Annotated in this window: 21 protein-coding genes; 7 read left to right on the top strand and 14 right to left on the bottom strand. The window is 61.6% G+C overall.

From position 1 onward, the window contains the following. Positions 1 to 480, bottom strand: a complete 480-nt coding sequence (gene nrdR, locus JH15_RS04710) for a transcriptional regulator NrdR (protein ID WP_043527474.1) — start codon at positions 478 to 480, stop codon at positions 1 to 3. Between the two features lie 155 nt (positions 481 to 635). On the opposite strand from nrdR, the gene JH15_RS04715 reads away from it, so the two are divergent. Then, complete coding sequence (locus JH15_RS04715; RefSeq protein ID WP_043527477.1) at positions 636 to 2,417, top strand: sugar phosphorylase; 1,782 nt, start codon at positions 636 to 638, stop codon at positions 2,415 to 2,417. Here the strand turns inward: JH15_RS04715 and JH15_RS04720 are convergent. Further along, positions 2,391 to 4,685 carry a heavy metal translocating P-type ATPase gene (locus JH15_RS04720; RefSeq protein WP_231566369.1) on the bottom strand — a complete coding sequence of 765 codons (2,295 nt, stop codon included), beginning with the start codon at positions 4,683 to 4,685 and terminating at the stop codon, positions 2,391 to 2,393. The genes JH15_RS04715 and JH15_RS04720 overlap by 27 nt on opposite strands. A 124-nt stretch (positions 4,686 to 4,809) precedes the next feature. Here JH15_RS04720 and dsbG point away from each other — a divergent pair, with 124 nt between their 5' ends. Continuing rightward, positions 4,810 to 5,571: a thiol:disulfide interchange protein DsbG gene (dsbG, locus tag JH15_RS04725; RefSeq protein WP_043527479.1), complete on the top strand. Its 762-nt coding sequence runs from the start codon at positions 4,810 to 4,812 to the stop codon at positions 5,569 to 5,571. Between the two features lie 43 nt (positions 5,572 to 5,614). On the opposite strand, the gene JH15_RS04730 is transcribed toward dsbG, so the two are convergent. The 4 genes from JH15_RS04730 to JH15_RS04745 form a co-directional block, all read right to left on the bottom strand. Then, entirely contained in the window at positions 5,615 to 6,835 is a 1,221-nt protein-coding gene (locus JH15_RS04730; RefSeq protein ID WP_043527480.1) for a glycosyltransferase family protein, read from the bottom strand. After that, on the bottom strand, positions 6,832 to 7,716 hold the full coding sequence (locus tag JH15_RS04735; protein WP_043527481.1) for an HAD-IIB family hydrolase: 885 nt from the start codon (positions 7,714 to 7,716) through the stop codon (positions 6,832 to 6,834). The genes JH15_RS04730 and JH15_RS04735 overlap by 4 nt, the downstream gene beginning before the upstream one ends. Before the next feature lie 228 nt (positions 7,717 to 7,944). Next, positions 7,945 to 9,210: a serine hydroxymethyltransferase gene (gene glyA / locus JH15_RS04740; RefSeq protein WP_043527483.1), complete on the bottom strand. Its 1,266-nt coding sequence runs from the start codon at positions 9,208 to 9,210 to the stop codon at positions 7,945 to 7,947. Between the two features lie 147 nt (positions 9,211 to 9,357). Next, on the bottom strand, positions 9,358 to 10,770 hold the full coding sequence (locus JH15_RS04745) for a hypothetical protein (protein ID WP_043527485.1): 1,413 nt from the start codon (positions 10,768 to 10,770) through the stop codon (positions 9,358 to 9,360). 232 nt (positions 10,771 to 11,002) lie between these two features. Between JH15_RS04745 and JH15_RS04750 the strand changes: the two genes are divergently transcribed. Continuing rightward, positions 11,003 to 11,989 carry a glycosyltransferase family 2 protein gene (locus JH15_RS04750; RefSeq protein WP_081948885.1) on the top strand — a complete coding sequence of 329 codons (987 nt, stop codon included), beginning with the start codon at positions 11,003 to 11,005 and terminating at the stop codon, positions 11,987 to 11,989. Positions 11,990 to 12,015: 26 nt separating this feature from the next. Here JH15_RS04750 and rfbC read toward each other — a convergent pair whose 3' ends face one another. The 6 genes from rfbC to JH15_RS04780 form a co-directional block, all read right to left on the bottom strand. Continuing rightward, positions 12,016 to 12,561, bottom strand: coding sequence for a dTDP-4-dehydrorhamnose 3,5-epimerase (gene rfbC / locus JH15_RS04755; RefSeq protein WP_043527487.1), 546 nt, complete (start codon positions 12,559 to 12,561; stop codon positions 12,016 to 12,018). Beyond that, positions 12,561 to 13,913, bottom strand: a complete 1,353-nt coding sequence (locus JH15_RS04760; RefSeq protein WP_043527489.1) for an NAD(P)H-dependent oxidoreductase — start codon at positions 13,911 to 13,913, stop codon at positions 12,561 to 12,563. Before JH15_RS04760 ends, rfbC begins: the two co-directional genes overlap by 1 nt. Positions 13,914 to 13,937: 24 nt before the next feature. Further along, positions 13,938 to 14,714: a glucose-1-phosphate cytidylyltransferase gene (gene rfbF / locus JH15_RS04765; protein ID WP_043527492.1), complete on the bottom strand. Its 777-nt coding sequence runs from the start codon at positions 14,712 to 14,714 to the stop codon at positions 13,938 to 13,940. 33 nt (positions 14,715 to 14,747) lie between these two features. After that, a complete protein-coding gene (locus tag JH15_RS04770) occupies positions 14,748 to 15,788 on the bottom strand; it encodes an NAD-dependent epimerase/dehydratase family protein (RefSeq protein ID WP_043527494.1) in 1,041 nt (346 codons plus the stop codon). A gap of 207 nt (positions 15,789 to 15,995) precedes the next feature. Continuing rightward, the gene (locus JH15_RS04775; protein ID WP_081948887.1) at positions 15,996 to 18,635 is read right to left on the bottom strand and encodes an ABC transporter permease; all 2,640 of its coding nucleotides are present in this window, start codon (positions 18,633 to 18,635) and stop codon (positions 15,996 to 15,998) included. After that, positions 18,632 to 19,348, bottom strand: coding sequence for an ABC transporter ATP-binding protein (locus tag JH15_RS04780; RefSeq protein ID WP_043527496.1), 717 nt, complete (start codon positions 19,346 to 19,348; stop codon positions 18,632 to 18,634). Before JH15_RS04780 ends, JH15_RS04775 begins: the two co-directional genes overlap by 4 nt. Positions 19,349 to 19,436: 88 nt before the next feature. Here JH15_RS04780 and JH15_RS04785 point away from each other — a divergent pair, with 88 nt between their 5' ends. Further along, positions 19,437 to 20,054 carry an arylesterase gene (locus tag JH15_RS04785; RefSeq protein WP_422730552.1) on the top strand — a complete coding sequence of 206 codons (618 nt, stop codon included), beginning with the start codon at positions 19,437 to 19,439 and terminating at the stop codon, positions 20,052 to 20,054. On the opposite strand, the gene JH15_RS04790 is transcribed toward JH15_RS04785, so the two are convergent. Together JH15_RS04790 and JH15_RS04795 are read right to left on the bottom strand one after the other, a co-directional pair. Then, a complete protein-coding gene (locus tag JH15_RS04790; protein ID WP_043527498.1) occupies positions 20,024 to 20,935 on the bottom strand; it encodes a DMT family transporter in 912 nt (303 codons plus the stop codon). The genes JH15_RS04785 and JH15_RS04790 overlap by 31 nt on opposite strands. A 199-nt stretch (positions 20,936 to 21,134) precedes the next feature. Next, positions 21,135 to 21,404 (bottom strand): Rdx family protein, encoded by a 270-nt coding sequence (locus tag JH15_RS04795; protein WP_043527500.1) that lies wholly within the window; start codon positions 21,402 to 21,404, stop codon positions 21,135 to 21,137. A 77-nt stretch (positions 21,405 to 21,481) separates the two neighbouring features. On the opposite strand from JH15_RS04795, the gene JH15_RS04800 reads away from it, so the two are divergent. From JH15_RS04800 to JH15_RS04810, 3 genes are all read left to right on the top strand, one after another. Then, complete coding sequence (locus JH15_RS04800) at positions 21,482 to 22,798, top strand: MFS transporter (protein WP_043528846.1); 1,317 nt, start codon at positions 21,482 to 21,484, stop codon at positions 22,796 to 22,798. Positions 22,799 to 22,946: 148 nt separating this feature from the next. After that, positions 22,947 to 23,375 (top strand): PAS domain-containing protein, encoded by a 429-nt coding sequence (locus tag JH15_RS04805; protein ID WP_043527503.1) that lies wholly within the window; start codon positions 22,947 to 22,949, stop codon positions 23,373 to 23,375. A 189-nt stretch (positions 23,376 to 23,564) separates the two neighbouring features. Further along, the gene (locus JH15_RS04810) at positions 23,565 to 23,786 is read left to right on the top strand and encodes a PA3496 family putative envelope integrity protein (protein ID WP_231566370.1); all 222 of its coding nucleotides are present in this window, start codon (positions 23,565 to 23,567) and stop codon (positions 23,784 to 23,786) included. Positions 23,787 to 23,799 lie beyond the last annotated feature (13 nt).

Consider the following 23,799-nt stretch of genomic DNA (forward strand, 5'->3'; position numbering starts at 1 on the left):
TCACTGCTCGTCGTTGGGCGGAAACTGGGGTTCCTGGGCGAGTCGGTCGATTTCAGCACGGAATTCATCGATATCCTGAAAGCGGCGATAAACCGAGGCAAAGCGTATGTAGGCTACCTGGTCGAGGCGTTTCAGGGCCCGCATCACTTCCTCACCGATCTCGCGTGATTGGATCTCTCGCTCGCCCCTGGCGCGCAGGCGCTGACGCATGCGCTCCACGGCAGCCTCGATCGACTCGGCACTCACCGGACGCTTTTCCAAGGCCCGCAACATGCCGGCCCGCAGCTTGGCCTCGTCGAAGCTTTCTCGCGACCCGTCGGATTTGACCACGCGGGGCATGATCAATTCAGCCGTCTCGTAGGTCGTGAAGCGTTCACTGCACACGGCGCATTGACGGCGGCGGCGGACCTGATCGCCATCGGCGACCAGTCGGGAATCGGTCACCTTGGTGTCGTGCGTACCGCAGAAAGGACAATGCATCGATGGGGCCCGGGATATAAAAGCGGAGTTTACCGAGGTATTGTAACGGTTTGGCGTTATAGGCGCACAGCCTTGTACGTGCCGGACGAGCTTCTGGCACGTCTATCGCAAGACGATGAGAACGTCCGCCGCCCACCCGAGCCCGGAGCGACTCCATGTCAGCCAACCTTCCCCCGACCCCTGGACGACGTCTCGATGAGCCCGCGTTCATCGACGTTGCCCGCGAGCGTCTCAACGATGTCTACGGTCCTCGCACCGAGGAGGCGCTTCGTCGCCTTCAGACCCTGCTTTCGCACCATGCCAGCGCCCTGGAAAAGATCCAGCGGCCCGCCACGCTATGGAGTGAACGCGATCAGTGGCTGATCACCTACGGCGACTCGCTGCTCGACGGTGACAGGCCGCCCTTGAAGGTGCTCGATGAGTTTCTGGAAGCCCGCCTGGGCGACACATTCAGTGGTGTGCACGTGCTGCCCTTCTTTCCATGGAGCAGTGACGACGGCTTTTCAGTGATCCATTATCGTGAAGTCAATTCGGAACTCGGTGACTGGTCTCACATCCGCCACCTGGCCAATCATCGGGACCTGATGGTCGACCTGGTGATCAATCATGTCTCCCGCGATTCGCTGTGGTTCGTCGATTACCTGGCCGGCTCCCAACCGGGGCGCGACTACTTCATCGAAATGGACCCCGAGACCGACCTCAGCACGGTGACTCGTCCTCGCAGTTCACCGCTGCTGGTGCCGGTAGCGACGCGTCGTGGCAAGCGTCATCTCTGGGCGACGTTCTCCGAAGACCAGATCGATCTCAACTTCGCCAACCCCGATGTACTGCTGGAGTTCATCGGCATCCTGCTCTTCTATATCGAACAGGGCGCCAGGATCATTCGCCTCGATGCCATCGCCTTCCTGTGGAAAGAGGTCGGCACGACCTGCATCCACCTGCCCCAGACCCATGCCATCGTGCGCCTGCTGCGTGCCGTGGTCGACCATCTGGCCCCAGGCACGCTGCTGATCACTGAAACCAACGTGCCGCACCGCGAGAACCTAAGTTACTTCGGTCTTGAGCGCATGACGCCAGACCAGGAAATGCCCGACGAAGCCCATCTGGTCTACCAGTTCACACTGCCACCGCTACTGGTGCATACCCTGACCAGCGGCGAAGCCGGGACACTGGCCACCTGGCTGCGTAGCCTGCCGGCCCTGCCTTCTGGCTGCAGCTATCTCAATTTTACGGCGAGTCATGACGGCATCGGGGTCCGTGCGCTCGAGGGCCTGCTCCCCGATTACGAAGTTGACTCCCTGCTCGAGCTCATGCATCGCTTCGGTGGCTTCGTCAGCATGCGGGCCAATGCGGATGGCACGGATACCCCGTACGAGATCAATATCGGTTATTTCGAAGCGCTCAAGGGCACCCGGCGCGGCCCGGACCCCTGGCAGGCCGAACGCTTCCTGTGCAGTCAGCATCTAATGATGGCGCTGCAGGGCATCCCGGCGGTCTACATCCACTCCATGACTGCCACGCTCAACGACCATGAGGGCATCGAGCGCAGTGGCCAGTTGCGCTCGATCAACCGTCGTCATTGGCAGATGGACGAACTCGACGAGCTGCTGGATAGCCGCAACACCCCGACCCGCGAAGTATTCATGGCACTGAAGCGGCGCCTCAACCTGCGTCGCCAGGAACCCTGCTTCCATCCCGAAGCCCCGCAGCAAGTCATCGACACCCCGGATACCTTGCTATGCATCGAGCGCGGGCCACTACCCAACGGGCGTCGCCTGCTGGCCATCTACAACGTGACGGCCAAGCGTCAGCCGCTCGACCTCCCCGAGCTGGACGAGCCAGGCTGGTACGACCTGCTCGAGGATGCACCTTGGGATAGCGAGGTTCGTGAGCTGCGCCCTTACCGCAGCCTATGGCTGGTGCAACGGGGCACGTGACGCCCCTAACTGGGGCATGTCCCCGTCGCTCTGGATTGGCGCTGCCTTGCCAAGCGAGAGCCGCGCCGCATTACCGACCACGCTCAGCGAACTGAACGCCATGGCCAGGACCGCCACCAGCGGCGGTATGGGCATCGCCACGACGATGCCCAACGCCAGGGCGTTATAGAGCACTGACAGCACCAGGTTCTGTCGCATGATGCGCCTGGCACGCCGCGCCAGCGCCAACGCCTGCACTACGCCATCCAGCCCGGGCTTGAGCAGCTGGATGGCCGCACTGTCCCGGGCTTGGGATGTGGCCTGATACGGCGCGATACCCACCTCGGCGGTGGCCAAAGCCAGCACGTCATTGATCCCGTCGCCGACAAACACGTTGGGCTTGGGCAAGGCTGCAACCAGACGCGCCTTACCCTCAGGCGTCTGCCCGGCAAAGCACTCGTCTGTTGCCAATCCCACACGGGAAGCGAGTTCCCGTACCCGGTCGGGACGATCTCCACTGATCATGGCAAGCGTCAGTCCTTGATCGCGCAAGCGCTGCAATTGGAACGCGGCACCGGGCGCAGTCGAATCGTCGAGCAGCAAGCGTCCCAACCAGCGGTGGCCACATGCCACGTGAACCTCGAGATGGGGGCTGCCCTCCAGCGCCGGCACCTCAATGCCGCATGCGCTCAGCCAATCGCTACGCCCGATGCGCCAGGTCTCACCGCCTTCCTGCCACTCACGGCCGGCCCCGGCCACGTCCTTGATGGCGTCTGAATCCCTAAAAGCGCCAGGGGCACCTTCGAGCATGGTTTCGCTATCGTCAGCCAGAAGGCCGCGCTGCCAGGCGGCCTGGCGAATGGCTCTGGCCAGTGGATGCTCGCTCGTCGCCTCGAGTCGGGCTGCCCATGTCAGCAATCCAGACGCATCGACGCCTTCGGCCGCTTCCATGGCAGTGAGTGTCACGCTGCCGGTCTCGGTCAGTGTGCCCGTCTTGTCGAACGCCACAGCGCGTGCCTGACCGGCACTCTCCAGTGCGGTCAGATCACGAAACGCGATGCCTTGGGCCACGGCCCGGTCGGAGGCCGAGAGCAATACCATGGGAATTGCCAGCCCCACGGCACAGGGACAGGCGACCACCAACACCGAGAGCGCACGCACGAAGGCTTCCTCGGGGGGTAACCCAGTCAGCAGCAGTACGGCCAATACGAGCCCCGACAGCACCATGGCCAAGGGACTCAGCCAGGCGGCAAAGCGATCGGCCAAGCGTTGAAGGCCTTGCTTGCGGGCATGCAACTCAAGCGTGCGACGCTGCAGTCGATCCAGATAGCCCTCGCCGTCGACTGCCGTGACCTCAAGCGTCAGTGGAGGCCCAAGATTGCGGCACCCTGCCGTCAGTGCATCGCCCCGGGTCCGATGCTGCGGGCGACTCTCACCACTCACCGATGACAGGTCGAGGCGTGCCTCGGCATCGATCAGCGTGCCATCCAGAGGCACGGTATCCTGGGTGTCGACCCGCAAACGATCGCCGTGCGTCACCGTGCTGCGTGGAACCTCTACCCAGCGACCCGCCTCGAGGCGTGTGACCGAATCAGGCGGCGTATATAAATTGCCAAGTGCCCGTAGCCCCTTGTAGCGGGCCAGCGTTTCGACCAGCCGCCCCGCCAGCAACAGGGTTACCAGCATGACGGCCGTGTCGAAATAGACATCGACGACGCCCTGCCACAGCAACCACAGCGACACCAGCATGGCCCCGAGGACACCTAGTGACACCAGGACATCCATGCCCGGTCGACGTGCCAGCAGGGTTCGCCAAGCGGCCCGATAGAAAGGCCGCGCCGCATAGACGACGACCGGCAGCGCGAACGCCCCCGATACCAGCGCCAGAATCCTGTCCAGACGCGCATCACCCATGGCATCCACATAGATCAGCAGTGAGGCCAGCAGCGTCCACATGCCAAAGCTCATCGCCACCAGCAGGCGCATGACCAGCAGCCGGCTCTCGGTTTCCAGGCGGGCTTCGGCACTGGCGACCTCGGCCAGGGGCACCACGCCATAGTCCAGGCGCTCGAGCTGTCGCGCCAAGCCGTCCTGCGCGATCCCCTCCGCGGTACCCCTGACCCATAACGTGGCCGTGGCGTAGTTGACCCGCGCCTCGGCCACGCCGGCGCGGCGCCGTAGTTCAGCCTCGATGGCCAGGGCGCAGCTCGTGCACCACATGCCCGTGACCGAGTACAGCGCCTCCTCACCCGCTATCGACTCCTCGGGGGCCGCAGCCGTCGCTTCCATGCGTCGCTCCTCGATGGTGGGTCTGCATTCAGCTTAGGGCAAACCCAAAGCGGGGCCAGCCTGGCCCGCCCCGCCATGCTATGGTTGGCCTTTGTGCACCGGCTTTGCCTTGGCAGGAGACCCCATGTTGATACGCCTCGTTACCGCGCTTGTTGCCTTGACCGCCGGCCCCGCACTGGCTGCCGACTGGCCGGCCCCCGTTCAGGCCATGGCCGACCAGGGGCTGACCATCCACGACGCCTTCGAAGCCCCCGGCGGACTCACCGGTTATGCCGCCAGCTACCAGGGCCAGGAGATGGCCATCTACCTGACCGAGGATGGCGAGCATGCGGTGGTTGGCAACCTGGTGGATGCCGAAGGGAACAACCTGTCGCTGGCCCCGCTCGAACGCCTGGTGCGCGCCCCGCAGGATAACCAGTTATGGCAAGACCTGGGCAACAGCCACTGGATTCGTGACGGCGATACGGACGCGCCCCGAATCGTATACACCTTCACTGATCCCAACTGCGCCTACTGCCGCCAATTCTGGGAGCAGACACGACCCTGGGTCGAGGCCGGCAAGGTCCAGCTTCGGCATATCATGGTGGGTATTCTCGAGCACGACAGCCCCCGCAAGGCAGTATCGCTGCTCGCCGCGGAGGACCCCAGCGCGGCCCTGATTGCCAATCATCATGGCGAACCGGTGGAATGGCTCGAGACGTTGCCCAGGAAGTGGGAGGTGGCCCTGCTCGAGAACCACCAGCTCTTCGAGAGCCTGGGCTTTCAGGCGACACCCAGTACGCTCTATCAGCGCGATGGGTTGGTCGAGGCCGCCCATGGCCTGCCGGAAGCGGGGCAGTTGTCCGAGGTGATGGGAAGCGAGGAACCTGCCGGCACGGGTCAATGAGCCCCGCCCCGGCATCCCGATTCTCACGCTACGTTCTGTCCCGCTACACCTTGCCCTTGTTGTCGAGTTCGACGGCGGCATGCATCCGCTCGAGGAGATCGGGAATCGCCGCCTGTACGCGGTTCCAGCTGGGAATGAAGGGCTTGTCCCGCGGGTTGTCGAGGAAGGCTTCACCCGCTTCCATGATGTTCGAGGCAAACATCTCCACGGCCTGCTCCTCGCTGTGCCGGTCGAGCTTGAGCCCGTTCATGGTGGCATCGTTGTCATAGGTCTCGATCAGGTCGAGGGCGATGCGATAGTACGTGGCCTTGATGGTTCGGAAACTCTCGGCATTGATCTGGACACCGAGGGTGGCCAGCTTGCGGTACAGCGCCTTGGCGATGTCGAGGCTCATGCGATTGAGACCGCCGCCCGGGTCATCCTGGGAGACCGGCTGATGCTTGTGGTCGTACATGTCGGCGATGTCGACCTGGCACAGGCGCTTGGTCGAGTAGTTGCGGTGAACCTCAGACAGAACACCGATCTCCAGGCCCCAGTCGCTGGGAATGCGAATATCATCCAACACGTCGGCCCGCATCGAGAATTCGCCCGACAGCGGATAACGGAAGCTGTCGAGATAATCCAGGAAGGGCAGCGGCCCGTAGATCTTCTTCAGGGCACGAATCAGCGGAGTAACCATCAGGCGAGCCACACGGCCGTTGAGCTTGCCCTCGGCGATGCGCGAGTAATAGCCCTTGCAGAATTCGTAGTTGAACTGGGGGTGGGCGACCGGATAGATCAATCGCGCCAGGAGCGAACGGTCGTAGGTCACGATGTCGCAATCATGCAGGGCGACCGCCTCGGATCGCCTTGAAGCCTGGATATATCCCGAGCAGTACCAGACGTTACGCCCCTTGCCTGGCTCCGACGGTGCCAGCCCCATTTCGGCGAGTTCTTCATCCAGCGCCTGCAGCCTCGGCCCGTCGTGCCACAGGATGCGATGATGCTGCGGCAGGCGAGAGAAGAACTCACGGGCTTGAAGGAATTGGTCCCGGTCGGCCTTGTCCAGACCGATCACGATTTCGGAGAGATAAGGTACCTTGGATAGCTCGTCGACGATGTGCGACAACGCCGGTCCCTCGAGCTCGGCATAGAGCGAGGGCAGGATTAATCCCATCGGCCGGCGCATCGAGAAACGCACCAGATCCGCCTCGAGCGCCTCGACAGGGCGTCGGGTCAAGTTGTGAAAATTGGTGATGATTCCATTCTGATAGAAATCGCTCATGCATGGCCCTCCTCGGCCTTGGCTAACGGGGGAATGTCCCTCCCCCACCAATGTTCCAATCCTTCGGCCCAACCTTGTGGGCCATAGGCGTCTGTTCGATAGAGCCGCTTGGCGTCGACATCGACCGCGTGCCCATGCCGACCGCGAACCAGCACGGCCAGTTCCGTTGCCTCGAGCAACGAAATGTCATTTGGGCCATCGCCCAGCCCCAGCGTTACCGGGTGATGACCGCGCAGCGATACAAAGCGCTCGGTAAGCCAGTGAAGGGCCCCGCCTTTATCAACGTCACCCATCACATGGAAGAACCGTCCCCCGCGTGTCAGGCGCAGCCCATCGTTGCCCAGCGCGTCGACGAAGCGTTCCAGGGCGTCCTCGCCGTCGTCCCACAAGAGCGGTTCGCTGCCTTCACGTACCCGTGCCTGTCGGGCCTTGGGGTCGGGCAGCCCGGTAGCCTCCATTATCTCCTCGAGACTCATGTCCCCCATGCTGCGAAAGCGAACATTGAGGCGATCACGCAGGATTTCCAGGCGTTGTCGAATGAAGCCGATATCCAGGCTTGGCGTCTTGATCTGCAAACCATCGACATTGGCCGGATCCCGGTCGAGACGCGCATGTTGCCAGGCTGGGGGCAAGCCGATGACGGCCCCGTTTTCGGCGATGAATGGACACTCGCCAAGACCGAGCTCGAGTCGCAGCGACAGAAGCTCCGCGCGGGTCTTGCTGGTCACCGGGATGACGGGGACTCCCGCCTGCTTGAGCCGTGCCAGCCAGCCGCTGGCGGGCTCCCAGTCGTAGGTATCGTGGTCGAGCAAGGTCCCATCGAGATCGGTAAATACCAGGCGCGGTTGTAGGGGAGCGCAAGAGCTCGTTGAAGGGGGCATATCGACACCTCAAGCTGACGTTCTACGGTGAAGCTAGCACGTCGCGTGCCACCTCGCCGAATCGCAGACGACGCGGCTACCACGCCGCATGGGAGCCGCGCATCGCGAGACGCCACGCCTGCCGCGCACCGCCTTGGTGCATTAGTGGCGGATCCCGCCCTATCCCATGACGAAAACGCCCCGGCAAGGCCGGGGCGTGTACTAGCAAGCGGACAACTACGGTCGCGGTCAGCCACGATAAACCGGGAAGCGGGCGCAGACGGTTTCGACCTTGGCCTTGACGTCGGCTTCGGCCGTGGCGGAATCGCCCTTGGCCATGGCGTCGAGAATGTCGCAGATCCAGCCGGCCAGGTCGCGGCATTCGGTTTCGCCAAAGCCGCGGGTGGTCACGGCCGGCGTGCCGATACGCAGTCCCGAGGTGACGAACGGGCTCTGCGGGTCGCCGGGTACCGCATTCTTGTTTACAGTAATGTGGGCACGACCCAACGCGGCGTCCGCATCCTTACCGGTCAGCCCCTGCTTGATCAAGGACAGCAGGAACAGGTGATCTTCGGTGCCGCCGGAGACGACGTCATAGCCGCGTTCGATGAAGACGCTGGCCATGGCCTGGGCGTTCTTTACCACCTGGCCCTGGTAGGTCTTGAACTCCGGCGCCATGGCTTCCTTGAAACACACCGCCTTGGCCGCGATCACGTGCATCAGCGGGCCACCCTGGCCCCCCGGGAATACCGCCGATTGAAGCTTCTTCTCGATATCGGCATCGCCCTCGGCGGACAGGATCAGCCCCCCGCGCGGGCCGCGCAGCGTCTTGTGCGTCGTGGTTGTTACCACATGTGCGTGCTGCAGCGGGCTGGGGTAGTGGCCGGTGGCAACCAGGCCCGCGATGTGGGCCATGTCGACCAGCAGGTAGGCGCCCACTTCATCGGCGATCTCCCGGAACTTGGCCCAGTCGATGATCTGGGAATAGGCCGAGAAGCCCGCGACGATCATCTTCGGCTGACTTTCCCGCGCCAGGCGCGCCACCTCGTCATAATCGATGCGACCGCTCTCATCGATGCCGTACTGCACGGCATTGTAGTGCTTGCCCGAGAAGTTGGGCTTGGCGCCGTGGGTCAAGTGGCCGCCGGCATCCAGGCTCATGCCGAGAACGGTATCGCCCGGCTTGACCAAGGCCTGGAATACCGCCCCGTTGGCCTGAGAGCCGGAGTGCGGCTGGACATTGGCATAGGTAGCATCGAACAGCTGCTTGGCGTAATCGATGGCCAACTGTTCAACCACGTCGACGTGTTCGCAGCCGCCATAATAGCGCTTGCCTGGGTAGCCTTCCGCGTACTTGTTGGTCAGCTGGGTACCTTGGGCTTCCATGACCCGCGGGCTGGCGTAGTTCTCGGAGGCGATCAGCTCGATGTGCGCTTCCTGACGAGCGACTTCCTTCTGCATCGCATCGAACAGGGCGTCATCGAAACCGGCGATCTGCATGTCACGGCTGAACATCGGAGGGGATCCTCGAAATCACGGGAAAATCGAAGCCACAATCATACCCCAGCCCTCCCCGCCTTTCACATGAAAGGCGGTCATTGCAAAGGCGAGAATTTCTCACTCTGAGTTTAGCGAGACTGAAGCGTGCCGTTGGGCGCATCGTCAGCGGGTTTCGACCTGCAACTGGAGGCGTTGCGGCAAGGCCAATGGATCGTCGCGATAGGTTCCCAGATCGCTCTCGGCGGGCAGGCTCGCCGAGACCGTCATTTCGCTGACCTGCCCTGCCAGCATGTCGACCAGGGCCAAGAGTACCGTCTGCACCTCCCTGCCGAGCATCATGCCGAAGCCCCGCGCCTGGGTCCGTGCCTGTTCGATATAGTGCTGCTCGGTGACCCCGGCCATGGCCGCACCCACCGGCGCGATGCGGCGAAACAGCCCGAGCTCCTCGAGGCGCAGCACCACGTCCCCGCCCAGCAGTGTCAACGTCTCGACATCGTCCAGCCCGGCCAGGTACGTCGAGGGCTCGACACCCGAGGGAATCTCAACCGGCAGATCCATATCGAACCCCAGGCGCACGGCATCGGTGATATCGATCAGGCTCTCGGTGACGAGACGATAGGCGCCGCCTTCGGGCTGCCAGCGACCGGTAAAGGCGGCGTCAAGGGCAAGCTCCCCACTGCTGCCGGTCAATACATTGCTCACCATACGTAGCTGTGCGCGCTCGGCAGGGGGAGCCATCTCGATCATGCGATTGAGATCCAGATACAGCGCATCGAGCCATAGCCCACCCTCACCATCTTCCATGTTGCCATCCAGGCGTAGCGAGTCGAGACGCCCCACCAGGCGGTCGGCCTCGACCTGGAGACTCTTCATAAGCAGCTCACCGACCCTGGCTGTGGCTTCGTCATCGAGGTCATGGGCATCGGTAATCGAAAGCGATGCCAGACGGAAATATCCTGATCCCAACTCACCGAGCGCTTGGCCCTCCCCCGCAAGATCGTGGAAGACCAGCGAGCCCACCCGATTCTCGGCGAGATCACTGCCTTCGATGCGCGCGACCTTGAGCCGCCCACGGCTACCGGCCATGGGGGTGTCGCCAATGCCGCTCTTGGCTATCTCGGAGGTCAGATCGAGGGCCAGGGAGTCGAGCGTGAGCCCCTCGGCCTGCCATGACGAGGTCGATGACGTGTCGTGCAGCGGAAACACGGCATGCGAGGGCGATTCGAAGGTCAGGCTCGCGATATCGACCACGGTCAGCCCGGTCAGGTCATCCTCGACGCGCAGGCCTTCGATCGTCACGGCATCGGGGGCGTCGTAATCGCCACGAACCGTGTAACGGTCGATCGACACACGCTCGCCTTCGCCACTATCGAAGACGAGCGCCTCGGCCACGGCACGTTGGCCCAGGGACAGTCTGGGCGAGGAGAGCTCGCCGATGCTGAGCGATCCATGCGTTCCAAACGCCTCGCGCAGGTCGGACTCCAGACGTTCGGGGCTAGCCTCTATCGCGTCCACTGCCATGAAAGGCAGCCCCAGCATCACGCCCAGCATGGCCATACACCGCCTGTATTTCATTCACTCATCTCCTGCAGGATCGATACGCCTGCGAGCCGGCACATGAGGCGAAGACTGTGCTGGACGTGCAAAACGTCATCATGGTTACTCTTTCTTCCCATGCGCCTCATGCAATGCGAGGGAGGAAATTCAACTTAACAAAACTAAACAAAAAACATATCTTAAATATAATCCAACTCGTCATCGCTGAGAACGCTTTCTGGTCGCCGATGCTTATCCGTGCGAGAAGTTCATGAATAAAATCCATGCCGTTGTCCTCACCTATAATCGCAAGGAGCTTCTCAGGCGGTGCCTCGAAGCCATCCAATCGCAAACCCGCCCCTGCGACGAGATCCTCGTTATCGATAATGCCAGCCAGGATGGCACACAAGACATGCTGAGAGGCCTTGGCCTCGCTCCCCGTAACATTTATCGTCTGGCGAAGAATGTCGGTGCCTCCGGGGGGTTCAATGTCGGCTTTCGTCTCGGCTACCAGCGAGGGGCGGATTTTGTCTGGATGATGGACGACGATGTGCTTCCCGAGCCTGACGCCCTACAGCGGTTGCTCGATGCCAATGAGACACTGTCCGACATGGGGCTGGCACGAAGCTACCTGCTTTCTACGGCATATACCGAGCGCGGCATCATTACCAATACCCCGAATATCAGCCCGCTATGCAATACCATCGGCTACCGCAACTGGCCGGCCACCCTGGCTCATGGCCTGGTCCCCGTTCAGCAAGCCACCTTCGTCTCCATACTGGTTCCGCGCAAGACATTGGACGATTATGGGGTGCCTTTCTCGGAAATGTTCATTTGGGGAGAGGACACGGAATACACCATGAGGGTTTCACGAGATTCACCGGGATATATGGTAGGTGCAAGCAAGGTAATACATTTACGCCAGGATCTTGGGCCCATCAACATCAACAAGGAAACCAACCCCTCACGTATCCCTTTATATCGACACCACATCAGAAACAAGATCTTCATATCGAAAAAGCACAAGGTTTATCCCAGGTTCCTTGTTGAACTATTTAGAAATGGGAAACTCGCCACCAAGTTCTTATTCAAAAGAGAATATAGAAAATCCTGGACCGTATTTTCCGCCATTATTGAAAGCCTCTATTTCTCCCCTGTGCGGCAATCCGCTGATGTCCCGCTCGTTCCCGATGATAGCCAGACAAAAGAGCCCGTGACGGGCAACATCAGGCCAGCGAGCGAGCTCCCCGATGCCTGATGTCATCCACTATGGCTCGTATATGATTAGCGTGAACCAGCCTCATGGCCAAGCAACGGCCAGGCTTCATCCTTCTGGGATATCACGCTGACCGGCAAAGGCCATTCGACGCCCAGGGCCGGATCGTCGTAGCGCACCCCTCGCTCCGAGGCCGGGAAATAGGGGGAAGAAACGAGATAGCTGACTTCGACATCATCACTTAGCGTCTGGAAACCGTGCGCGAATCCTGCAGGCACGTAAAGCTGATGGCGGTTGTCTTGGGTCAGCTCGAATCCCTGATGGTGCATGTAGGTTCTGGATGCTGGGCGCAGGTCGACGATGACATCCAGGATCTTTCCCCGGATACAGCGTATCAACTTGGCTTCTTCATGGGGTGCCTGCTGATAGTGAAAGCCTCGCAGCGTTCCTCGCTGTTTGGAAAACGACGTATTCTGCTGAGGATAAACGGTTTCCAATCCATGCAAGCCGAATTCCTCGGTGCAGAAGGTCCGGGCAAACGAGCCTCGCTCGTCCCCCCGTGCTTCGAGTTCAATCAACCAGGCGTCTTCCAATAACGTCGAATGAAAAATCATCAGGGGCCCATTTCGTCAAGTAGCGGGGTGGAGGGTCGATTCGCAGCAGCTTGGCTTTCCTGCTCGCGATACAGGCGGTCGATCAGCCGTCCCTCGGGGAACTTCACATCATCGAAGGTCAAAGCCGTGTCCTTCTTTACTGGCCTGATGAGTCGCGCTCCGATGGCAAGACCGATGGGTAGCAGGGCTTCATCTCGTATCGCTGGCATGTTTTCCGCGACACCGTAGACCTCATAACCGCCAAACGCCTGGATTTCCTCACCAGGGGCCAGGTCTTTCTTGGCAATGGCAACGACGCCCACGTAAGGACCTTCGGCGCGTGGCGCCAACACGGCATCATTGAACAAGACAGCACGTGCCACCGAGTTGGGCACTTCGAAATGGCACAGATGATAAGGAGTGTAAAAGCAGTAATAGGGCCCCTTCCCCATCTTGTAGAGTTCCAGGTAATGGCGCTTTCGAGGATCCTCCATCTTGCCCAGGACGAAGACGCCAGGCCCCGGCCGGGCGCCGACGACATAATCCACAAGCCCGGTTGTCGTTTGCTCGAGATACGGCTCGAATGCCTGAGCTGCCTCTTCGATGGGAACCAGCGGGGCATCGGGCTGCTGGCCGGAAAAGTCGATCCCCAACATTCCGCGCCGGGCAACGTGCATGCCCGTGCCATTGGCCACGATGGCCTGCTCGAAGGAGATCTTGGTACCGTCGGCAAACGAGGCGACCATGGCGGGCTTCTGCCCCCAGCGCTTGGCAAAGGCCTCCTGGGTCGTCGGATTGCGATAGGGATCATGCAGCCCCTTGATGTTGCCGCACAATACGGGCTCAACCCCCAATCCCGAGACGAAGCGGTGAAGGTTCATCTGTACGCCAGGCTGATCCCCATCGGAGAAACTGTAGATGACACCATGGGCATCGGCCTTGGCCTTGAGAATAGTGCCCACGGTGCCATCCAGTTCGGCATTCATGTGGACCACGTGCTTGCCGCTTTCGATCGCAGCCAGCACCGCCTGGGCGGCGAATTCGACCGACCCCGTGACCTCGATGATGACATCCAGTCCCTCTGCGCGCGCCATGGCCAAGGCATCTTCCGTCACGGCGGGCTGCCCTAGCCTAATGGCATGCTCGATCTCGGCCTGTGTGTTACACACCGTCGGCTGAATGTCTGCCTGCGTATACGCCTCGACGGCCGCTTGTAGGTGACGATTGGCTACTATGCACAAGCGCATCCCGAGCATGGCCGTCAAGCACTGCAAGGCGATTCCCTTGCCTTGAAACCCGGCCCCCACCAGACCAACCCGGATCGGATCGTCATTCGCGTGCCGTCTGGCCAGGGCATTATCGACAATTAACATAGTTTCCCTCGGCGATCGGTTGCATCAGTCAGCCCAACGTTTCCAGGGGGCCCCTTCGGCCCACGCTGCCTCCAGCACCATCTTGTCGCGCAGGGAATCCATGCTTTGCCAGTAACCGTCGTGGCGGTAGTATCCCAGCTTCCCCAGATCGACCATGCGCTGCATGGGTTCGTTTTCCCAGGTGGTCTGCGCATTGTCGATGAGCTCGAACACTTCGGGCTCGCAGACGAAGAAGCCGCCATTGATCAGGCCGCCATCAGTCGCTCCCTTTTCACGGAACCCCATGACTTTTGGCGCACCTTCTTCCAGATTCAACGCCCCGTATCGTCCGGGTTGCGAGACCGCCGTCAGGGTGCACCAGTTGTCACTGCTCGTATGCGTCTCGATCAACGCGCCGATATCGATATCACTGACCCCATCGCCGTAGGTCAGGCAGAAGGTGCCTCCGGTCAACAGCGGCATGGCTTTCTTCAACCGGCCGCCGGTCATGGCGTCGGCACCGGTATCGAGTACCGTCACCTTCCAGTCCTCGCCGGAGCTCTGTAACCAATCGATCGCCCCTGTCTTCAGGTCGATGGTGTAATCGGTACAGCGATTGCGGTAATTGATGAAATAATCCCTGATGAAGTCGACCTTGTAGCCGCCCAGGACGATGAAATCACTGAAGCCGTGGTGGGCATACATCTTCATGATGTGCCACATGATGGGTCGGCCACCGACCTCCACCATAGGCTTGGGTCTTATCGAGGTTTCTTCACTGAGCCGAGTACCGAACCCGCCGGCAAATATAACCACCTTCATGACTGCCTCCCCTGTCACTATTCTTGTCCTTGCCTAGATCCAGCTCAGCTGTTCATCCAGGCGCCTTTCATCGATATGGCGTTGCAGCACATGCAGTCTCATCCAGGCAGAAGAACGGAAGTCGCTATCCCTGAAATCCATTTTCTGTAACCCATCGATCAGCCCCTGGATCGAATCCTGGAGCGTCATCGTTGGCTGGTAGCCGGGCGCCAGATCGGCAAAAAGGTCGAAGTTAACCTGATAGGATCGGCTATCCGCCGGGGCCTCATGATTGATGCAGACCGACGTGCCCGGCACGGCATCGGCCACGGCATAGGCAAGATCACGGACTTGATGATTGCGAGCGTTCGTTCCCGTATTGACGCTGAGAGTGCGTCCTCCCTGCTCTGCAGGACGCTGGATCGCCCATTCGATGGCCCTGGCCATGTCCTGGACGTCGATGAGTGGGCGCCATGGGGAACCATCACTGAGCACCGTGATACGCTGCTGACTCAGCGCACAGGCCACGAAATCATTGAGTACGAGATCCAGCCGTAGACGGGGGGACATGCCACAGGCCGTGGCAAAGCGCAGGCTGGTGATCACCATGTCACTGTCGATACTGGCCAGGGATCGCTCCGCTTCCACCTTGGAGTGTGCGTACGCCGTAACGGGTGCTACGGGGTCGGTTTCGCTCCGAGCGCCCTCCAGCGCTACGCCATAGATGCTGCAACTGGAGGCGAAGACGAAGTTACGAACACCTGCCACTGAGGCAGCATTAGCCAGCGACACCGTGGCCTGTTCGTTGATCTGGCGGGTTACCGATTCGAAGCGATGTCCCATGGGGTCGTTGGAAACGGCCGCCAACTGGACCACAGCGCTGTATCCGTCGAGAAAGCCGTCGGGCAACAGCCGAACATCGCCGTAGTATTGCCGGGTCAGATAGCGTTCCGGCGCCTCGCAAGGGCCGCTAAGACATTGAGCGAAATAGGCGTTGTCGTAGCCATCGATGACAGCCTCGGGGAAACGTTCGGCCAGGTGGCGTACCACCACCGGGCCGACGTAACCGAGGTTCCCCACGATAAGTATCTTCATTGTGTCCCTTCAATCCTGATCTCCCTGCTAGCGCCTTCTATGAGGACGCCTCGTAGCCCCTTGCAGCTTCAGGGCTACTACTGGTTTCGGACAGAACAGACACACCGTCAAGACAACTTGTAACGTTATGTCACTAAAACAGACAAAAGGCTGAAGCTCTTGATTACTCTCGGTTTAACCGAGTGGCACGGTACTCAGCCTTTTCCATCAGGTTTCTCCCAATAATCCCAGGCTCTTCACTGGTGCTTCGCGGCGCACACCACGCGACAGCAAATGGCCGATCGCTCCGATCAAAAGCGCCCCTCCGAACGGCAAGGCAAGCCATAGTCCCCAATGGATTCGCGGCGGGAGATCGAGCCAGCCAAGATAGATGCCGGCGGCGGCGAGTTCGGCCAACAAGGCGCCCATCAGGCCGCTGGCCAGCCCAAGCAGGGCGAATTCGGCCCATTGGGTGCGAGAGATGAGCCGATTGCCGGCCCCGAAGACGCGCAACAGTGCGCCCTCATGGGCCCGGACCGGTCGGCTGGCGGTAAGCGCGGCATAGAGCACACTGACTCCCGCCAACAAAACGAATCCCAGCACGAATTCCACCGCTCGTGTGACATGCGCCAGCAGGTCACGTACCCGCTCGAGGATCGCCTCGACATTCAACAGCGATACCCCGGGGAAGTTCTCCACCAATTGCTGCAAGGTATCGCTCTCCTCGTCAGGCAGATAGAAGGCAGTGATATAGCTATGCCCGAAGCGCTCGAGCACGTCGGGCGGAAAGATCACGAAGAAGTTGGGACGAAAGCTATCCCAGTCCAGATTGCGCAAGCTGGCAATCTCGCCGGTGATTTCCTGCCCGCCGATGGTGAAACTCATGGTATCGCCCAGCCCCAGTCCGAGCCTCTTCGCCAGGCCATCCTCGACGGAAATCGGCACGCGGGGTTCGCCTTCGGCCGCCACTTCGCCGTACCAGCCCTGGCCTGCCTGCTGCTCGGACTCGAGGGTATCGAACCACTGCCCTTCGACGACTCGGTTGCCCTCGGGCACGGTTTCGCGCCAGGTCAGGTTGAGCTCGCGACGCAGGGCATTTTCGCCTTGAGCTTCGGCCGGCACGGCCTCGCGGGGTTCCTGCCCATTGATGGCAGTGATGCGTCCGCGAACCATCGGGTAGAGCGAGGTCAGTTCATCGGCGGCGCCTTCCAGCGTGTCGACGAAGGCATCACGTTCGCCGGGCTGGATATTGATGGCGAAGTAGTTGGGGGTATCCTCGGGAAGTTGCGCCTGCCAGGTATCCAGCAGGTCGCCACGTACCAAGGCGATCATGGCCATGGCGGCAAAGGTCACCGAGAATGCCAGCATCTGCCCCAGGCTGGCCTGCCGGCGCCGGGCCAGCTGGCGCGCGCCCAGGCGTAACGCCTGCCGGTTGACGCTGCCCCCTCCCTCATTGTGGCTCGGTAACTTGGCTACCAGCCGCAACACGCCCGCCAACATCAGCCAGCCCAGGCCCCACAGGACCGCCAGCATGACCAGTCCCCCACCGAGCAGCCCGAAGGAGAGCGTCAGGTCACCGGAGTAGAGCCACAGCAGGCCACCGAACACCAGGCTGGCCACGGCTACCACCAGCCACGCCGAGGCCGGCAGCGGGTCCAGCTCGCGACGCAGTACCTTGAGCGCACTTACACGCTTCAGGCGCAGCAATGTAGGTCCGGCAAAGCCGACCAGCACTGCAAGCGCAGTGAGAATACCCAGCCACAACGGCAAGAGTCCCGGCGGCGGCAACTCCAGCGAAAGAAAGCGCGTGAGTAGAGCCAACAGAACCGCCTGACCGGCCAAGCCGAGAAATGCCCCGACGGCCGAGGCCGCCAGCGCCAGCCATAACAGCTGTAACGCGAAGAGCCGCGTCAGCTGCGCCTGGGAAGCGCCAAAACAGCGCAACAGCGCAGCCGTATCCAGGTGACGGTCGACATAGCGACGTGTGGCCATGGCCACCGCTACACCGGCAAGCAGCACTGCGGCCAGGCCGGAAAGGCTCAGATACTTCTCGGCTCGCTCCAGCGAGCGGCCAAGCCCGGGGCGGTCGACGCGCACATCACGTACCTCGACACCATCTCGGCGCAGCTGCTCCAAGCGACTCTCAAGGCTGGCTACGGCCTCGGGCGGGCCGGCTGCCAACAGCTCGAATTCGACCCGTGAACCGGGCTGTACCAGCCCCGTGGTTTCGAGATCATCGATATGCATCATCAGGCGAGGATTGAAGCTGCTGAAACCGGCGGATTGATCCGGCTCTCGCTCGATTACCCCGCCCACGGTGAGCTCGGCCTCCCCCACGCGAACCGGCTCCCCCATGGATACGTCGAGTATCTGGGCCAGGCGGGGCGCTAGCCACACCTCACCGGGCGCAGGGCCATGCGCAAGCATTTCGGGTTCATCGCCACGTCTCACGCGTACTTCCCCGTAAAGCGGGTAGCGATCATCCACCACCTTGAGGCTCGCTGGCTGAAACGCACCGTCACGACTGACCATCGAGATCAGATCGACCTGGTCGCTGAGCGTGAGGCCGGCATCCTCGAGTTCCTGCCGCACGCTTTCGTTAAACGGCTCCGACTGCTCGAGGACGAGATCACCGCCCATCAACTGCCCGGCCTGGCGCTCCAGGCCGCGCTCGAGCCGGTCGAGAAAGAAACCGATCATGGTGGCTGCAGCCACGGCAAGGGCCAGGGCCACGAACAGCGCACGAACGTCTGGGGCCCTCAGGTCACGGCGTAGCCCGCGCCAGGATAGCGATACCCAGCGCAGCACGCCGGATGCCGCGCCCTGTGAGGCGATGCCATCGCTACCGGTACGTGTCAACTCGGTCATGCCTGCACCTCGTCCTGTTGCATCTCGACGAGGCGGCCCGCATCGAGTCGCAGGCAACGGTCGCATCGACGCGCCAGGGCAAAGTCATGGGTGACCAGCACCAGAGTGGTTCCGGCTTCGCGGTTGAGATCGAAGAGTAGCTCGATGATACGGTTACCGGTGGCATGATCGAGATTGCCGGTAGGCTCGTCGGCAAAGACAAGCTGTGGTGAGGTCACGAAGGCTCGTGCCAGCGCGACCCGCTGCTGCTCCCCGCCCGATAGTTGCTTGGGCAAGTGATCGAGCCGCTCGGCGAGCCCGACTCGGCCCAGCCAGTCGCGCCCCCGGGTTTCGCTATCGGGCAATGGGGAGAGTTCCAGGGGCAACAGGACATTCTCGAGTGCGGTCAGGGTCGGCAATAGCTGGAAATTCTGGAACACGAAGCCGACGCGGCCGGCCCTCAGACGGGCGCGACCATCCTCATCCAACGCGGCCAGCGACTCCCCGAACAAGGTCAGTTCGCCGCTACTTGGGGCATCCAGCCCAGCCAGCAGGCCCAGCAGGGTCGACTTGCCGGCGCCACTGGCGCCGAGAATGGCCACCGTTTCCCCTGGGAATACCGAGAGGGCCAGTTCACTCAGGATGGTCAATTGCCGATCGCCACTGGCGACCTGCTTGGCCAGGCCCTGTGCGTGTAGAATCGGAGCTGAGTCGAGTCGTGAGGAGTCGGACATGATGAAAGGAATCCCTATGTACCTGCATTTTCCTGAAAGCCCGCAGCCTTGGGCTGCACGGCGTTGGCTGGCGTGCCTGATGAGCCTGATGAGCCTGATGTTGCTCTGTCTGACGCTTCCGGCCCAGGCGGACGAGCGACCCACCCTGCTCGTGATGGGGGACAGCCTGAGCGCAGCGTATGGCATCGAGCAGGAGCTGGGCTGGGTCCACTTGCTCGAGCAACGCCTGGACGGCAAGGTTCGGGTGATCAATGCCAGCATAAGCGGCGAAACCACATCCGGTGGCGCGTCGCGCCTACCCGACCTGTTACGACAGCATGAACCCGAGTTGGTGCTATTGGAACTCGGGGGCAACGATGGCCTGCGCGGCCTGCCGCCCCGTCAGATGCGGGCCAACCTGGCCAGCATGATCGAGGAAAGCCTCGATGCGGGCGCTCAGGTGCTGCTGCTGGGCATCGATATCCCGCCCAACTATGGCCAGGCGTATCGGGACGCCTTTCGTAGCACCTACACGCAGCTTGCCGAAGAATACGAGGTTCCCCTGGTCCCCTTCATTCTCGAAGACATCGCCCTGGAGACCACATTGATGCAGGACGATGGCATCCATCCTACCGCCGATGCCCAGCCCATCATCCTGGAAAACATTTGGCCTGAACTCGAATCGTTGCTGGCGCGTCATACCGAGGTGTCGGTGACGTCGGATTGACTGACCGGTGGCGGTGCCTTCTGACGCTGCTGCAAACCCAGCCCACCGAGAATCAGCACCAGACCCACCAGCGTCGATGGCAAAATCGGCTCGCCGACTATCAGATAAAGCAACAGCAGCGATACCGGAGGCGACAGGAAAATGAGGTTGGCGACACGCGCGGTACGCGAAATGCGTTGTACGGCCAGTTGCCACAGAATGAACGCGATCCCCATTTCAAACAGCCCAACGTAGATACCTGAGCCGAGCCCCGCCCAGCCATACCAGGTGAAGCCGGGGCCGAACGCCACGATCGCCGTGAGTATCGGCAGTCCGACAGTAAAGTTCTGCCACTGCGCTACCAGGGGTGGGCGCGAATCCCGCGCGTTGAGCAACCAATAGAGCGCCCACAGCAGGGTCGATGCCAATGCCAGCACTACGCCAAACGGATCGGCGAAATTGACATTCAACACCTGGCCCCGCGTGGCGATGACCCATACCCCGGCATAGGCGATCAATCCTGCGACGATGTCGATCCGCGTCAGGCGTTGGCCCAGCAGCGGCACGGCCAGGAACGCCATCGCCAGCGCCCAGGTGTAATTCAGCGCCATGGCCTCCTGCCCCGGCAACCGATCGTAGGCGGCAAACAGCACCAGGTAGTAACCCACCGGATTCATCAGGCCCGCCCAGGCCGCCGTTCGCCAACCCCGGCGCAGCGCATCGCTCAGCAGCCCCTGACGCACCATGAGCCCACCCATCAAGGCCCAGGAAACCAACGCGGCGATCCACATCAGCTCCACCGGCGACATATAGCCCAAGGCCACCTTGAAGGCCGTGGCGACCGTCGACCACAAGGCCACCGCGCCCAGGCCGCAGAGCATCGCCTGGCGTTCCTGTGTCATGTGTTCTCCTTGTCATGGGTTCTCTTTCGACCCGGTGTTTTAGCCCATGCGTATCGAAGGAAGGCCGTAATGGGACGCGAAGACGCTATGAATCCATCCCTGGACGCTCGGCTTTTTCATCCCTGAAAAAGACGCTTCGCTTACCCACCACGGCCTTAGGCAGCGACATTCGGTCAGCCTGAGGCGAACATTCGGCCAGTCAGCGGTCGATATGCCCCAGGTCGCGCTCGGGGTCGAGCCGATCGCGTACGCGCTGCTTCAGCGTCTTGATATCGGGGAAGCCGCCATCGCGCTTGCGCTCCCACAGCGAATCGTCATCGTAGAAGACTTCGAAATATCCGCCGTGGCTAGGGACCAGGGCCACCTCCTCGAGCGATTCGCCGAAAGTGGAAAGTAGTTCCTGAGCGTACCAGCCGGCACGCAGAAGCCATTGGCATTGCGTGCAATAATGGATGCGAACTCGTGCCATGCCGTCGTTTCCCTTAACGATGTCGACCCATGATAACAAGCCGCTACGATGAGGCGAGCGGCGATGAGGAGAAATCCATGCCCCCGGCCCCAGTCAGCCAGTCACGACTCTATGAATGGATGACCGGCGATGAGGACACCCGCCTTTGCAAGGACATCCCCGACGAGGCTTGTCGGGTCCAGCCACGCAATTTCGTCCGCCATTTGATCGCCGCATTGGGTAACAAGCTGGCCGATGAGCTATCCAATGCGCGCCTGGTACTACCGTGGCTGCTTGGCGTGATCGGGGCACCGGTATGGATGGTCGGCATGCTGGTACCGATTCGAGAAGCAGGCGCCCTATTGCCGCAGATTTTCGTCGCCGGCTTCATCCGGCTTCAGCCGCGGCGCAAGTGGACATGGGTTGTCGGTGCGGTTGTCCAGGCCATTGCCGCGCTGGCTCTCGCCCTGCTGGCATTATCGGGCAGCGGCACGCTGGGAGGCGCCCTGGTACTGCTGGCCCTGACAGGCCTGTCATTGGCCCGCGGCCTTTCGTCGGTCGCCACCAAGGATGTCATGGGCAAGACCATTGCCAAGCGGCGACGCGGCACGCTGATGGGCTGGAGCGCCAGTGTCGCAGGCGGGGTGACGTTGCTGGCCGGGCTGGTACTGCTGGTCTTCGACGATCGCCCGGGTCAGCTGGCTCTAGCCATTCTACTGTTGATCGCAGCGTTCGGCTGGCTGCTCAATGCCCTTCTGGCAGCGCGCATCGAAGAAGCGCCCGGGGCCGTCAAGGGCGGACAGAACGCCTGGAGTAGCGTCAAATATGGGCTGGTCCTGCTTCGTGACGACCGCCATTTCCTGCATTTCAACCTGGCCCGGGCACTGCTGCTATCCAGCGCCCTGGCACTGCCTTTCATCGCTCTGCTCGGCCAGCAGCAGAGCGGCGACGAGCTGGGCGGGCTGGGTATTCTGATCGTGGTGTCGGGGCTCGGTGGGATGCTGGCGAACCCGATCTGGGGCAAGCGTGCCGACGCTTCGAGCCGCCAGGTGATGCGCGACGCGGGACTGGGGGCCGCCGTGTGCTGCCTGCTGGCGGCAGGGATCGCCTGGTTGCCAGCCAGTTGGAGCGCCACCATGTGGCCCTATGCCATCGCCTACGCCGCCCTGGTCATCGCCCATGCCGGTGTGCGCCTGGGCCGCAAGACCTACGTGGTGGATATGGCAGGGGACGAGAACCGCGCACTCTATGTCGCCATATCCAATACGCTTACCGGCGTTCTGATGCTGGTCGTAGGCGGAATACTCGGTGGGCTGGCCCAATGGCTGGGAACCTCCGCGTTGCTGGCGGTGCTGGCCGCCATCGCCCTGGCGGCCGCACTCTGCTCGCATTACCTCCCCGAGGTGGAGACCTGAACCAAAAGCGTGCAATGCGTTGAAATTAAGCGGCCGCCTCGCCATGATGAGGCGATATTCACGGCCTAGTGACTGATATCATGGCGGGAGTCATGGTAACGGGGGCACGAGCCCCGTGATGAATGAGGCATCGATAGGAAACTCGCGTATGAAAAGACCGCCCATGATCAGTCCCGAACTGCTGGAACGCATCGTCGATGCCTCCGAAGATGGCATCGTGATCGCCGAACAGGAGGGTGACGACAACATCCTCATTTACGTGAACCAGGGCTTCGAGCGCCTCACCGGTTACAGCACCGACGAGATCCTCTATCAGGATTGTCGCTTCCTGCAACAGGGCGACCGTGACCAACCCGGGCTGCGGACGATAAGCCAGGCCTTGAGCGAAGGACGCCCCTGCCGTGAGGTGCTGCGCAACTATCGCAAGGATGGGACCCTGTTCTATAACGAACTTTCCATCACGCCCGTCTACGACGATGCCGATCAGCTCACCTATTTCATCGGTGTGCAGAAGGACGTCACCGAACGTGTCGAAGCTCAAATGGAGCTCGAACGGCTGCGTAACACCTCTCCCTGAAAATACTGCGCCTCGCCTATTGCCACGACCCGCAACTGACGCTATAAGGAGCGCGTCAGTCACCGCCCGGTGCCTGTAGGCGCCCTAGCAGGCGAGTCCGAACCTCGAACGCGCCTGAAATACAGGGTGTAACGTCCGTCCGGGGAGCAAGCATGGTCTTGCCTCTCCAGGGTCATGGGAGGCAATCGCATGAGCCAAAAGAATCTGGTCGAAGACTCACTCGATGATGAGCAGGACTTCTTCGACGCCGTCAACGATGAGCAGTACACGCGTAGCCGCCCAAGCAGCCGCGCCGACACGCTCAAGGCACGCCGCCAGGTCGAAGCCCTGCTCGAGGAACGTCGACTGAAGCGCGCCATCGAAGATGATTGGCTTCTCGACATGGACGACGAGGATGACGAGGATTACTGACTCGTCAGTGCGC

It is taken from the genome of Litchfieldella xinjiangensis (assembly GCF_000759345.1).
Classification (GTDB): Bacteria; Pseudomonadota; Gammaproteobacteria; order Pseudomonadales; family Halomonadaceae; genus Litchfieldella_A; species Litchfieldella_A xinjiangensis.